General features: G+C 50.4%; 8 protein-coding genes. All 8 read left to right on the top strand.

The annotated features are described in order from the left end of the window. The first annotated feature begins 26 nt into the window (after positions 1-26). The 8 genes from PKOR_RS01310 to PKOR_RS01275 all read left to right on the top strand — a co-directional run bounded on the left by PKOR_RS01310 (position 27) and on the right by PKOR_RS01275 (position 14,950). Positions 27-974 carry a sugar phosphate isomerase/epimerase family protein gene (locus tag PKOR_RS01310; protein WP_052738660.1) on the top strand — a complete coding sequence of 316 codons (948 nt, stop codon included), beginning with the start codon at positions 27-29 and terminating at the stop codon, positions 972-974. Positions 975-1,035: 61 nt separating this feature from the next. Then, positions 1,036-2,721: a BACON domain-containing protein gene (locus PKOR_RS01305; RefSeq protein WP_046308731.1), complete on the top strand. Its 1,686-nt coding sequence runs from the start codon at positions 1,036-1,038 to the stop codon at positions 2,719-2,721. Between the two features lie 150 nt (positions 2,722-2,871). After that, positions 2,872-4,122, top strand: a complete 1,251-nt coding sequence (locus tag PKOR_RS01300; protein WP_046308730.1) for a hemopexin repeat-containing protein — start codon at positions 2,872-2,874, stop codon at positions 4,120-4,122. Between the two features lie 28 nt (positions 4,123-4,150). Then, on the top strand, positions 4,151-5,035 hold the full coding sequence (locus PKOR_RS23270) for a phosphodiester glycosidase family protein (RefSeq protein ID WP_148561601.1): 885 nt from the start codon (positions 4,151-4,153) through the stop codon (positions 5,033-5,035). A 123-nt stretch (positions 5,036-5,158) separates the two neighbouring features. Then, the gene (locus PKOR_RS01290) at positions 5,159-6,259 is read left to right on the top strand and encodes an SGNH/GDSL hydrolase family protein (RefSeq protein ID WP_148561600.1); all 1,101 of its coding nucleotides are present in this window, start codon (positions 5,159-5,161) and stop codon (positions 6,257-6,259) included. Between the two features lie 414 nt (positions 6,260-6,673). Continuing rightward, entirely contained in the window at positions 6,674-9,928 is a 3,255-nt protein-coding gene (locus PKOR_RS01285; protein ID WP_052738658.1) for a SusC/RagA family TonB-linked outer membrane protein, read from the top strand. 50 nt (positions 9,929-9,978) lie between these two features. Beyond that, positions 9,979-11,511, top strand: a complete 1,533-nt coding sequence (locus tag PKOR_RS01280) for a RagB/SusD family nutrient uptake outer membrane protein (protein WP_046308729.1) — start codon at positions 9,979-9,981, stop codon at positions 11,509-11,511. Between the two features lie 97 nt (positions 11,512-11,608). Further along, positions 11,609-14,950 (top strand): VCBS repeat-containing protein, encoded by a 3,342-nt coding sequence (locus tag PKOR_RS01275; protein WP_046308728.1) that lies wholly within the window; start codon positions 11,609-11,611, stop codon positions 14,948-14,950. Positions 14,951-14,968 lie beyond the last annotated feature (18 nt).

The following is a 14,968-nucleotide window of genomic DNA, read 5'->3' as shown; positions in this document are numbered from 1 at the left end:
TTTTCACACTCATGACAAGAATAGCAATGTTAGCGATACTATTTGCCTGTTTGCTCAACTTCAGTGCCTGTGATACTGGGAAAGATGAGCCTGCGCCGGAGGAGCCTGCCAAAGAAACCCCGGTAGCGCCCCTCCAAATTGGCTATGGATTGGCCATCAGTAAGTTTACGCCGGAGAAGCTTGCTTATGCCAAATCTGTGGGGGTGAGTTTTGTGGAAGCTTCCGGTATGAGCCTTTTTCTGGATGGGAACCGGAACTTCAAGCTGTCCGATGAGGAAATCATCAAAAGGCTGACGGATGCCAAGAAGGCAGCGGATGCGGCCGGTATCAAAGTATGGTCGGTGCACATGCCCTACGGTCAGCACATTGACCTGTCCATCCTTAATGAGGCAGACAGGCAGGATGTGGTGGCAAAGCATACGAAGCTGATCTCTTTCCTGAGGATTCTGGAGCCGGAGGTTATACTCTTCCACCCGAGCTATTACCTGGGCCTCAACGAGCGGGACAGGCGCAAAAGCCAGCTGATCAAGTCGGCCACGGAGCTAGACAAGGCGGTGCAAAGTATAAATGCCACGATGGTGCTTGAGAATATGCTCGGACCTGAGCTGCAGGCCAGCAACGGCCGGGAGCGCCCGCTTATGCGAACAGTAGAGGAAACGGTGGAAATCTTTAACAGGCTGCCAAAGTCTATCTACTCTGCCATTGACATGAATCACATCAAAAACCCGGAGAACCTGATAAAGGCCATGGGCAGCCGTTTGAAGACGGTGCATATTGCCGATGGTACTGGGGCGGCGGAGAACCACTTCTTCCCTTGCTCAGGCGAAGGAAAGAACGACTGGAACGCTATTCTGGCCGCCTTGGAGGCGGTGGAGTATACCGGCCCGTTCATGTACGAGAGCGCCTACGAGGATGAGAAGGACTTTGCAACGTGCTATCAATCCCTCTATACCAATTATATCAACAGCAAATAAGCAAGGTGTCAGTGGGGCAGGTCTGTTTCACTGACGCTATTGATAAAAACAGCATCAACCCATGAAAAGAATACTACAATTCAGTTTGATCACACGGTTCTTCCTGGCTGCCTTTATACTTGTCACCTTGGCAGGCTGTAAGAAGGACGACGAGGACTTTGAGCCCAGGCTGTTTCTGGAGAACCAGGCTTTCTCCGTGGCAAATACCAGCAGCAAGCACACTATCGTTTTTCTAACCAACCAGGCATGGCAGGTGGAAACGGATGTGGATTGGATCAGCTTGGAGCAGACTTCCGGGGAGAAAGGCAAGGTGAACCTCTCTTTTACGGTAGAGGAAAACGACGACGACGAGAGAACCGGAAAAATTACAGTCTCGGCAAACGGTGTTACGCAGCAGGAGATTCTGGTAACGCAGGAGGCCGGCAACCGGGATGACATCTACGTGAGGGTAGACGGTACCGGGGAAGGTTACTCCTGGGACGATGCCACTAACCTGCAGAATGCACTGGGCATAGCAGTTAGCGGGAACACCATCCATATAGCTGAAGGGGTTTATACGCCGACAGCAACGGTTACGGGCGGCGATCCGGGGGATGCCGGTGACGTGACTTTTGAGATCAGCAAGTATGTTCGTTTAAAAGGAGGTTACCCGGCCGATGCCACGGAAGGCAGCGAGGCAAGCCCTCATCAGTACCGGACCATACTTTCCGGCGGCGGCGTGTCTTACCACGTGGTCACGGTGTCTGCCCCTAAAACAGAGGGGCAGAAGGTGGTGCTGGAAGGCCTGAAAATCACAGAGGGTAAGGCTGGTCCGGCAACTTCCTCTGCCAAGATCAACGGCACCTCCTTTAGAAGAGACTATGGCGGAGGTATCACTATCGGCAACGCCGTGGTAGACATACTGGACACCGAGATTGTGGACAACATGTCTGATAAGAACGTGGCCGGCTTGTACGCCTTCGGGGGATCAGTTGTCACCATCCACAGAAGCAAGATAAACAACAACAGTTCTGCTGGCAATGCCGGCGGTGTGTGGATCAGTGAGTCTGTTGCCCATATGTATGATACAGAGGTGAAAGGTAACTCGGGCGGAACAGCCGCAGGTGTTCATGGCTATCCGGACGCCACGGTTAATATGTACAACTCTATCATTGCTGATAACAATGGACGCTCCTACGGAGCCGCTTATTACATCCGCCAGAACTCCAAAGGCCTTCTGGTGAACTGCCTTATCTATGGCAATACCAGTACTTCTGCTAACGGAGGCGGTGGTGTTATGATGTATAATAATAATGAGGCTGTAATAGTGAACACTACCATTACTGGCAACTCGATTAACGGACCTGGCGGCGGTATCTATAGAAGAGCAGGCGTTAACAAGGTAAGCATTTACAACTCGATTGTCTCAGGTAATGAGCAGAAAGGCGACGGGCCGGATGTAGATGTATATGAATCCGATGCACCTGCCCCGGTTGTAGGGTCCTCGGTGCTGGGAAGTGTAGCCTATGAGGCGAATGGTGAGGCCATTGAGGGAGCCAGCTTTGATGCGGGCACCATGTTTACAGAGGCCTATGTACCTGTTGGGGAGAATAACCCTGCCTTGGAGCACGGCATGAGCGCAGACGACCTGGTGAAACTGGGCAGCAGCCTTAGCCCTGCCGTAGAAAGCAGCCTGATAACAAAGGATCTGCAGCATAACAGCCGCTCCGGCTTACACGCCATGGGCGCGCTGGCAGACGGGAACTAAGCTTTTTATAATGGATATGGGGAGTACTAGTATAACTTCCCATATTCCTTTATACTTTGTGTGCTATCAGGAGCATCCTGAAGTACATCTATAAAGTATGGGTGCTAGGGTTGCTGAAACCCGGCACCTTTTTGTGTAAAACAAAAGCAGATGATGAAAAACAAGATCTTTCCGAAGCTACAAGTGGCCAGGGTACTTATACTTTTAACCTTTCAGGTTTGCAGCCTCGGGGCCATGGCGCAACAGGAGCCGACTGGCCAGCGGAACGGCATACTTATTCTAGGCTCTGCAGATAAAAACACATTGGTGGAAAGGGTGGAGGTTGGTTACAGACTCTATGCCTCGCCCACATCGTTCGACTACATTGTGGTATCCGGCGGCTGTGCTGCGCATCAATCCAAACTATGCGAAGCCTCCGAAATGAAGGAAATACTGGTAGCAAAGGGAGTGCCGGCCGAGATCATCTTCAAAGAGGAGAAATCCAAAAGTACGGTTCAAAACTACACCTACAGCAGAATGCTCAGAAAGGCAGACGGCACAAAAGTTATCAGGCCCGGTGACAAGCTTTATGTGGTCTCTAACCATTGGCACGCTATTCCGGTGGCAGCGCGTTTCACAGCCAACGACAGCGTAACGGCTGTGTACCACATAGAAGGCAGTATACTTCCTAAAAATACTGATCAGGTAAATTACACGAACATCTTCGATCCAGAGGTAAGTAGTGAGGTTTTCTCTGCAAAGGCGCTTTGGCCTATGGTAGGTGCCAGCTTTACGGTTGAAAACAAGAAGAAGCGCTGGCAAACCACTTACCGCCTGATGAACGGTCTGGCGTATGTGGAAAGTGCAGCAAAGCCAGGTGAAGGAAGTGTTGAAAGAACTGCCCTGGCCCTGCCCGCCCTTCCTGCCGCCTGGGCTGGCGAGTTGGATGCAGCCTACTACAACAACAGCGATAACAAGGTCTATATTTTTAAAGGCACAGCGTATGCCCGCTTCTCCCCGGAGGCCAAAACACTTGATGCCGGCTACCCCAAACCCCTGACAGACCTGGTGAACAACCTGCCCGCCCCTTGGCACTACGGCCACCTGGATGCAGCCTTCTTTAACCCGAGGAGCAAGGAGATTTACCTGTTTAAAGGAGAAGAATACCTGCAAGTACCGGCCAGCAGGAACAAGGTTGCAGGAGCTCCCCAAAAGATCAGCACGTTAGTGCCTGACTGGCCATTTTCATGGGGCAGCGGTGACGTGGATGCAGCTGACTATAACAGCCGGGAGAATAAAGTATACTTGTTCAGGGGAAAGGAATTCGTTGTCATCTCCCCGGAGGAAAGTATGAAGTTGGAGCCGGGTTACCCAAAGAATACAGAGGTGGCCTGGCCGGAAGCCATACTTGGGGAAAAGTAAGTTCTACGCCTCAACAGAAGATACAACCATGAAAAAGCTTTTAGCCCTATTGCTGCTCCCGACCATGCTGCTGGCCGGGTGTTCGGAAGATCAGGTAAGGCCAGACACGACACCTCCTGTCGTACAGGTGCCCCAAACCGTGGCCGAGCAGCTGGCCACGGCGAACTGGGAGACACGAAATGTTTCAGAGTCCCTTGTATGGAAGTATAAGCATTTCAATGACCTTTTCAACTCCAACCAAAGCATCACTGTCCTGGATATTGACCTGAACGATGAAGGGGTAGCGATAGACATTCCACATGTCACCTCTGGCTTTCTGAAGACAAGTGAGGGGGCTGCGCGTCTTCGTGCCACTGCGGCCATTAACGGGTCATATTTTGACACCTCCAAAGGTGGCTCCACGGTCTTTTTCAAGAAGGAGGGGCAAATCATCCATACCACCCGAAGCGGCTTTACCCCCTACCGGGAAAACGCAGGCTTTGCCGTAGGTGCAGATGGGAGCATCTCTGTTGTGAAGAAACCCTCAGCCGGATGGAGCTCTCTGACCGAAGCCCATACGTTGCTGACATCTGGACCCCTGCTGGTTTTTAGTGATGAGCTTGTGAAACAGGAGCAGCAGGTCTTCAATACCAATCGGCATCCCCGGACTGCAGTGGGTATCACAAAAGATAACCACCTGATCGCCGTGGTAGTAGATGGCAGGTTTACGGAAGCACACGGCATGACAACAGAGCAACTGGCTACAGTGATGCATGCGCTGGGCTGTGTGGAGGCCATGAACCTGGATGGCGGAGGATCATCTACGGCTTGGGTCAGAAACCGGGGCGTAGTGAACTACCCGTGCGACAATAAACAATTTGACCATGCAGGTGAACGTGGCGTGGCGACTGTCATTACCTTTCATGAGCGTTAGGAAGAAATGACGCTTTAGCAGGAGCAAAGAGTAGTTTATTTTTCACTCTTCCATCTAAAATATCAATGTGCTGCTTTTTATAGCCCAGCACCTAATCATCGAAAAGTATAATACTCCTACAGTATGAAGTATGATATCATGAAGTGGGCACTGGCTGTAGTTTGTGCCCTTACTATAACCTTTTCCTATGGCCAGTCAATTGTTTATACACCGGCCTCTGATCTGACTTTGGTTGGAAAGATATTACCTACTCAACAGGTTTACCATAGGGTTGATACTACGGATCACCCGTTAATGCCTCCGGCGGTAAAAAGACGCTTAACTAACTCAGCAGGCTTAGCCATTGCCTTTAAAACTAACAGTACTGTCATTGCAGCTAAATGGTGCACCAGCAGCCGCAAAACTTTGCCCAACATGACTGCCATTGCCCACGAGGGGCTGGACCTCTATATCAAAAATGATGGCCGCTGGCAATTTGCCGGTGTTGGGAGGCCTAAGGGCGACTGCACAGCGTACACCTTGGTACAGAACATGGAGGAAGGCGAGAAAGAATGCTTGTTGTACCTTCCTTTGTATGATGAAACTGTCAGCCTGGAAATTGGAGTAGAGGAGGGAAGCTCTCTACAGGCTATGAAAGACCCATTCGAAAAGCGAATCCTGATGTATGGCTCCAGCATACTGCAAGGAGCCTCAGCCAGCAGGCCAGGTATGGCATACCCTGCTCGCCTTAGCCGTGACACCGGTATTAACTTTCTGAACCTAGGGTTAAGTGGAAGCGCCAAAATGGAAAAGGCTGTGGCTGATATGATAGTTACCGTCAAAGCAGATGCCTTTGTGCTGGACTGTGTGCCGAACTCTTCGCCTGAGGAAATCCGCGAGCGAACAGCCTACCTTGTAAACACCATCAGGCAACATCACCCTCTGGCGCCCATCATCGTTATACCCAGGACTGTCCGGGAACACGGAGCTTTCGATGAGGAAGTGGGAAACTGGGTGAAAGCGCAAAACGAGCAGATAGAACTGGAGGTTTCTAAGCTGCTACGCAGTGGGGTGAAGGACTTATACTTACTCTCCTACGACAAGCAACTCGGCGATGATCATGAAGGCACAATTGATGGTGGTCACCCAAACGACTTGGGCTTTGATCGGATGCTGCAGCAGTTAAAGCCGCAGCTCCTGAAGATTCTGCGCAAGTATGAGCTGACCCCAACCAAGGGCCTGTAGAACAGGCTGTGTGAAGGTTTTTCTTCACCCCTGTTGGCTAGTAAGCTTATATGGGAAGCTCCATTTCCTGAGGACAACTGCCCTCGCTGATGTGTGGTTGCCAAAGCATATCTGTTTTTAAGATCAAACCAAGTTATGGAGGTAAAATAAATGTTTAAAAACTTATATTTTTATTAAACATTTATAAATAATATGTGTATTAATGTAAATAATCAGTTAAGATAAGAGGGGTTTAATAGTCTCATAGCGAAGAGGAAAGTATAGAATAAGTATGATTTAAAGCCCCTGCTTGAGCACTACATGCAGTACATGGTGCACCAGACAGGCTTTTGAGCCTGAAGTGCTTTTCCATGGGTACAAGGGAGATACGTCTTGCTATAACATCTATATTCTAACATCTCTTAAGGCCATTATATGAGAAAGATTTACCTTACCTCAAATGTGCTTTCCTCTGTTATTCCTTTCCCGGAATCACTTTCGTCCAAAAAGATTGCCATAGCACTGCTAGCCGTTGCTTTACTTTCTCCGGAAACGACGCAGGCTAAAATTGCCAGTAGTGCTACTGCCTTTGCTCTTGTACAGCAGCAGCTGGAAGTAAGAGGACGGGTAACTGATGAAAAAGGAACAGGCGTACCTGGGGCTGCTGTAGTTGTACAAGGTACAACAGTAGGTGCCACCACGGATGCGGACGGCAATTTCACGCTAACTGTACCCAATCCCACTGGGACACTCATCATTTCCTCGTTAGGTTACCGAAAGCAGGAGGTACCTATCAACAGCCGGTCAGTTATCAATGTTACACTTACTTCTGATGTGCAAGCTTTGGGGGAAGTGGTGGTAACCGGTTATGGTACCCAACGCAAAGCCGATGTCACAGGTGCTACTTCTACCGTAACAGCCGAGGACCTGAACGCAGGGGTCATCAATAACCCGATGCAGGCAATACAAGGTAAGGTGGCTGGCCTGAACATAGTATCTAACAGTGGCGACCCAACCAACAACAGGCCAGCGATACGTTTAAGAGGTACCTCTTCTCTGAGTGCCAACAGCGAGCCGCTGATTGTAATAGACGGTGTAGCCGGAGCAGACTTAAACACGGTGGCGCCGGAAGACATCGAGTCGATAGACGTCCTGAAAGATGCATCAGCTGCTGCTATCTATGGTTCAAGAGGTGCTAACGGGGTTATTATTGTTACAACCAAGCGCGGGCAGGAAGGCAGGATTACAGTTGAGCTAAGCAGTTATGCAGGCGTAGAGTCGGTATCCAGAACGCTTCCTTTCCTATCTGCCGATGATTATGTAAACAGGCTACGGGAGCAGGGGCTGGATGTAGCAGCAAACGACTATGGCGCCAGAACCGACTGGTTTGATGAGTTAACGCGCAACGCTATTAGCCACAACCACAGCCTGGCTGTCTCAGGGGGTACCGATAAGTTTACTTACCGAGGCTCTGTAGTTTATCTGAAGCAGCCCGGTATTGCCATCAACTCTGGCTTTGATCGCCTGAACGGCCGACTGAACCTCACTCAAAAAGCAATAAATGACAAGCTGGAAGTACAGCTGTTGCTCTCGCAGCAGGTAAGCAATAAGGACTATGTAGACTATTTCCCTTTCCTGCTGGCCGGCAGAATCAACCCAACTATTCCGGTCTACAATGACAATGGCACTTACCTGCAGCCAGGCATTGCAGGCTTTGATGAGTTTAATGGCAGCCGCATACCGGGTGGTTTCGAAATTGAGAACCCTGTGGCCCGAATGAGGCAGATCACCAATGAATCCAGGGACAGGCAGACATTAGGTAACCTGAAAGTATACCTGGAGCCGGTGGAAGGCCTTCGGTTTGGGGTAAACACCTCTATCAACACCTACAACAGTATCTATGGCTTCTTCAGGCCTAGTACATGGCGGGCCAACAATAACAACGTTTCTTTCGGCATGCGCTCTGAAAGAGAGGTGATAGACCGCCTGTTGGAGCTAACTGGGCAGTATGAAAGGGATTTTGGCTCGCACACTTTTAACGTGCTCGGCGGCTATACTTACCAGAAACTATCAAACCAAGGCTTGTTTGCCGCTAACAGGGGCTTCCCGGATGTGTTCGGGTATAACAACATTGGCACCGGCGACAACCCACTGGATCGGGAAGTAGGTTCCTATCAGTCAGAGGCAATCCTGGTTGGCTTTATCGGCCGGGTTAACTATTCCTACAACGACAGGTACCTGTTGACTGCTAACATCCGAAGGGATGGCTCTTCCCGATTTGGTGAGAATAACCGCTGGGGCTGGTTTCCTTCGCTTTCTGTAGGCTGGCGCCTGAAGGAGGAAAGCTTCCTGCAGGACGTTGGCTTTATAAGCGACCTTAAGCTGCGTGTTGGCTATGGTGTTACTGGTAACCAGGAAGGTATACCAGATTATGCAGCCCGGCCACTTTATGGGCGAAGCGGTACCTACCAATCAGGGGGAGAGTTTATTGGAGCCTACAGGCCGCTGCAGAATGCGAACCCTGATTTGAAGTGGGAAACCTCAAGTATGTGGAACGTCGGTCTGGACTTCGCTTTCTTTGATGGCCGCTTGAGTGGCTCGCTGGAGTTGTATGACAAGAATACCAAAGACCTGCTGTTTGAATATCCGATCGCCATAGGTACAAGGTATGGTTCCGGAAACCTTACAGCCGTAGCGCCTAACATACTAGCCAACGTTGGTGAAATCAGCAACCGCGGGGTAGAGTTGGCATTGGATTTCCTGGCTGTAGAGGCAGGCGATTTCCAGTGGCGCACACTCCTTAACCTTTCACATAACAGAAACAGGGTAGAGTCCTTAAGCTCTGGCTTATTCCAGTACGATCCTGAAAGCCCCCGAACCTATGGTAACTTTGGCAGTGGCCAGGGTGGTATAGCAGAGCCTGTAGTGCTCTTGGAAGGCAGGCCGGTTGGCCAGTTCTACGGGCCGGTTCTAAGAGGCTATGGCACAAATGACACGGGAGCTCCAATCTACCTTTGGGAGGACTTCGGAGGCGGCGGCAATGATCCTTTTGGAGCTGACCGTACCTTCCTGGGCGATGCAAACCCAAATCTTCTTTTTGGATGGGGTAACACTTTGGGTTATAAGAGCGTGGAGCTTAGCTTCCTGTTCAGAGGCGCTTTGGGCCACCAGATTGTAAACGGACCTTACATTTACTCTGCCAACCCGAACCGCTTCCCGGGCAACAACGTGGTGGAAGATGCCTTTGATACAGGTATTCCAGAGGGCCTGCCTCCGGCATTCTCCAGCCAGTGGGTTGAAGACGGAGACTTTGTCCGTTTGGACAACTTCCGCCTTTCTTACCGTCTGCCTAATTTCTGGGACCAGATCACGAACGCCTCTGTCTTTATTGCCGGTAACAACACCTTCGTAATCACTAATTACCGAGGCATAGATCCTGAGCCAAGGCTAGGAACTTCACGTGACATTTATGGCGGTTCACAGTCGGCGGGTGTACAGCCAGGCGGCGGTGGCGGTGCTGGTGGTGCCAACCTTACACCTGCTGAGGCTTCCACCATCAGGCGCTCTCTAGGCGGCACGGATATTACGGAGAATGATATTCGCGCAGCCAGTTTATCAACTGGTATAGAACCACTGACCTTCTACCCAAGAACAAGAACTTTCACGCTGGGTATTTCCATCGTCTTCTAGTTATGTACTGATGCTTTAACAGATATATAAACTCAAAAACTGATTCTATCATGAGAACATATAAGCGTCTGCAGGTTTTAGCTTTTGCATCAGTAGCATTACTGGGCTGGGGAAGCCAAGCCTGTACAGATCTTGATTCTGAGATATTTGACCAGGCAGAAGCCTCCCAATATCCCCGTACAGAAGCGGAGTTACGCTCAACTGTGGGAGCCACCTACGCTGAGCTCCGGGGCTTTCTGGATCCTCCTTTACCTCTTCTGGAAGCAACTACCGATGAGATAGTGGTGCCAACACGCGGTCCCGACTGGTACGACAACGCCTCCTGGCAACTGATGGCCAGGCACGAGTGGACCCCTGTTTCTCCCGGCCAGATTAACGGATCGTGGGAGTGGGCCTACAGAGTGATTGCCAATGCTAACCTGAATTTGATCACACTCTCGACAAGTGATTTGCAGATAGAAGGTGAAGATGTGTTGGTGGCAGAAGTAAGAATGCTGCGTGCGTTTGCCTATTTCTGGCTGCTGGACATGTTTGGCAACGTGCCCATTATTACAGAAGAGACCCCGCCCGGAAACCCGGAGCAGAGTAGCCGCGCAGAGGTTTTTGCTTTTGTGGAGCAGGAAATACTGGAAGCGCTGCCTACCCTGAGAGAGGGAAACTCGCTGGAACTTTATGGCCGGTTTACAAAAGCGGCTGCCTATACTTTGCTGGCAAAGCTATACTTAAACGCTGAAGTTTATACCGGTACCCCCAGGTGGCAGGATGTTATAGACGCAACCAACGCCGTAATCAACTCCCCTGTAGGGTATGGCCTGAACCCGGATTTCCTGAGCAACTTCTCAGTGGATAATGGCAACGACCCTGCAACCTATGTAGAGAACATCTTTACCATACCTTACGACAGGATACTGGCCCCGGGAATGAACTTTCAGATGAGGACGCTACACTATGCACAGGGTGCGGTTTACGGCTTAAACACGAACCCTTGGAATGGTTATGCTACGCGGGCAGAGTTTTACAACCTGTTCTCTGAAAACGATCAGCGGAGGAACATGTGGCTGGTTGGCCCGCAGTTAAACAACCAGGGCGAAGTGATCACCTTTACCGATGCAGTAGACAACCAGAACAAGCAGCTCATCTTTACGCCTCAGATTACCTCACTGGAAAGAGCCTTTGCAAACGAGGGGGTGCGCAGTGTGAAGTATGAGGTGCAAACCAACAATAGCCGAACAGACCAGGACAATGACTTTGTGGTATTCCGCTATGCAGATGTGCTGTTGATGAAGGCGGAAGCGCTGCTGCGCTTAGGCAATGCCGGGGAGGCGCTTGAGCTGGTAAACCAGGTGAGAGCCCGTGCTGGTGTCAATCCGTTAAGCTCTGTAACACTTGATATGCTGTTAGAGGAGCGAGGTAGGGAGTTTGCCTGGGAGGGCTGGCGCAGAAACGATCTTATTCGCTTTGGAAGGTATACGGGAGATACCTGGGAGTTTAAAAACAATACCCAGGATTTTAGAAGACTGTTCCCGATACCTGCCCAACAGCTATCCAATAACCCTAACCTGACTCAAAACCCAGGCTACTAGCTCTGTAGCAGAATAGCAACTGATTTTCCTGTGAGCTAGCAGTTTCTGCTCACAGGAAAATTAGGTTTTAGAGGCAGTTTATAATTTTTCAGCCCTCATGAGAATACCTGCATTAGTCACCCTTATACTTGCTATGTGTTTTGCCTGCAACAAGAAAACACAGCAAGAAGACAGTGCCTTGTTCGAAGAGCTTGCCGCTTCCTCCACAAACATTGCGTTCGTCAATAAAGTGGAAAGCAGCCAGGAGATGAACATCTTCAACTACCGCAACTTCTATAACGGAGGAGGTGTGGCCATCGGGGATGTGAACAACGATGGACTGGCAGACATTTACCTGACCTCCAACAAAGAGAAGAACAAGCTATACCTGAACAAGGGGAATTTCCAGTTCGAAGACATCACCGAGCAGGCAGGAGTAGGAGGTAACCAGGCCTGGAGTACGGGGGTTACCCTGGCCGATGTAAACGGCGACGGTTTACTGGATATCTACGTCTGCAATGCCGGAGAGGTAAACGGCGACAACCGCAAAAACGAACTCTTCATAAACAACGGCCTTTCCGATCAGGGCATTCCTTCCTTCACCGATAAAGCCACTGCTTACGGGCTGGATGATGAAGGCTACTCTACCCACGCTACCTTTTTTGATTATGACCGGGATGGTGACCTGGACGTGTACCTGCTCAACAATAGCTCCTACCCAGTAAGCAGGCTGGGTTTTACGAACATTCGTGGTCAACGCAACAAATTAGGCGGCGATAAACTGCTCCGCAACGATAGCGGTAAGTTTACGGATGTAAGCCAAGAGGCAGGCATCTACGGTAGCCTGATCGGCTTTGGTTTAGGCATCACGATTGGGGATGTAAACAATGATAACTGGCTGGATATCTTTATTTCCAATGATTTTTATGAGCGGGATTACCTCTACATAAACAAGCAAAACGGCACCTTTACCGAGGCCAGCAAAGACTGGATGCCGCACGAGAGTCTTTCTTCTATGGGGGCAGACATAGCCGACCTTACCAACAGCGGCAACCTCGATATTTTCGTAACCGACATGCTGCCCTGGGATGATGTCCGGCTAAAGAAAACCTCGGCCTACGAAAACTACGATCTGCAGCAGCTGAAGCTAGCCCGCGACTTTCATGTGCAGTACATGCAGAACATGCTCCACCTGAACAACGGGGACAACACCTTTAGCGAAGTGGCCCGTCTGGCCGGGGTTCATGCTACCGACTGGAGCTGGGGTGCGCTTATCTTCGACATGGACAACGATGGCCTGAAAGATATATTCGTGGCTAACGGCATCTTTCAGGACCTGACAGATCAGGACTATGTCAACTTCCTGGGCAACGAAGAGACCATGCGCAAGGCCATTGAGGGCGGTGGCGGATACAGCTACAACAAAGAGTTGATCTCCAGAATGAGTTCTACGCCTATCCCTAACTATGCCTTCCAGAACAAGGGTAACCTGCAGTTCGTGAACCAGGTTAAGAGCTGGGGCTTAGGTGCACCTGGCTTTTCAAACGGGGCAGCTTACGGCGACCTTGACAACGACGGAGACCTGGACCTGGTCGTGAACAACGTGAACATGCCTGTCTCTGTCTACAGGAACAAAACTTCTGAGGCGCTGCAGCACCACTATCTGCGTGTAAAACTGAAGGGGGGACAGGTGAACCTGAACGGAATAGGGGCGAAAGTATATGTGCACCAGCCTCAAAAAACAGTATACCTGCAGCAAATGCCCAACCGCGGCTTCGAATCTTCGGTAGACCTGACACTGGTGTTTGGCCTAGGCAAGGAATCTAAGATTGATTCTGTGCGTGTGATCTGGCCAGATGACAAAATGCAGGTGCTCGACCAGGTAAGGCCTGATCAGGATATTACACTAGAATACCAAAAAGCCGACCAGCTGCATCTTCCCGAAGTTATCAAGCAGGACAAGCCCTTTTATGATGCCTCTGAGTTCGTAAAGCTGGATTATACCCATCAGGAAAGCAACTTTGTAGATTATAACCGCGATGCTATGCTGAAGCAAATGCTCTCTACCCAGGGCCCTGCCCTGGCTACAGGAGATGTGAATGGCGACGGGCTGGACGATGTGTACTTGGGTGGTGCGGCTGGAGGAGCCAAGAGGCTGTTTTTGCAGCAGAAAAACGGCTCGTTTATGGAAAGCACCACACAGGTATTTGAAGAGGATTTGGCCTCTGAAGATGTGGCAGCTCAGTTTTTTGATGCGGATGGGGATGGCGACCTGGACCTGATGGTCGTAACCGGCAGCAACGAGTTTATGGCAAACTCGCCCCAGTTGCTGGACAGGCTCTACATTAACGACGGAAAAGGAAACTTCACCAAAGAAGACCGGCTGCCAAACCTTGAAACGAATGCTTCCTGCGTAGCCGCCGCTGATTTCGACCAGGACGGTGACATGGACTTGTTTATTGGAGGGCGCATGATCCCGGGAGGGTATGGCTATGATCCCCCAAGCTACCTGTACGTGAACGATGGAAGCGGAAACTTTAAGAACTACACCAAGCGATACCTGCCTGCCAACGAGCTGGGCATGATTTCCGATGCCGCCTGGATGGACTTGAACGGCGACCAGTTCCCGGAGCTGATACTGGTGGGAGACTGGATGCCGGTTACCATCTTTACGAATAACAAAGGCCGTAAGCTCAACGAAAAAACTGAAATACCTAACTCATCAGGGTGGTGGAATACCATTAAACCAGCCGATATAAACGGAGACGGAAACACGGACTTTGTTTTGGGCAACCTGGGCCGGAACACGCGTTTGGCTGCAAGCCCAGACAAACCTGTGGAAATGTATGTGCACGATTTCGAGGGCAACGGTACCATAGAGCAGGTCATCAATTGCTATACTGAGAACGGAAAGGCCTACCCTATGGTGCTGAAGCAGGATTTGCAGAAGCAGGTGCCAAGCATTAAGAAGAAGTTCATCAAGTACGCAGACTATGCCGGCAAGCAGATACACGAGATTCTGCCGGAAGCGGAGCTAAAAGCTGCCCTCATCAAAAAAGTAGATAACCCGAACTCATCTGTCCTGATCAACAAAGGGAATATGAGCTTCGCTTTGGAGGCGCTGCCTGTAGAGGTGCAGTTCTCTCCTATCCATGCCATTGAGACAGTGGACTATAACAAAGACGGGCACCTGGATATTCTGCTGGCAGGTAATTTCCATGATGTGTTGCCGGAGATTGGACAGTACGACGCCAACTACGGACTTGTGCTGGAGGGAAAGGGTGGTGGCCGTTTTGAGGTGAAGAAGCCCAAAGAGTCAGGCTTTTTTACCAAGGGCCAGGTGCGCCGCATGCGGCAGGTAACCGGAGCTAATGGCCAGCCTTACTTCCTGCTAGGCAAAAACAACGATAAGCTGCAGGTTTTTGGAATCCAGAGTAGTAGTCAAAAGCCTGCTCTTTAAAAGTAGAAAACTTTAGAA

Origin of the sequence: Pontibacter korlensis (genome assembly GCF_000973725.1) — a bacterium.
Lineage (GTDB): Bacteria > Bacteroidota > Bacteroidia > Cytophagales > Hymenobacteraceae > Pontibacter > Pontibacter korlensis.
This window is presented reverse-complemented; position numbering and strand designations above follow the sequence as displayed.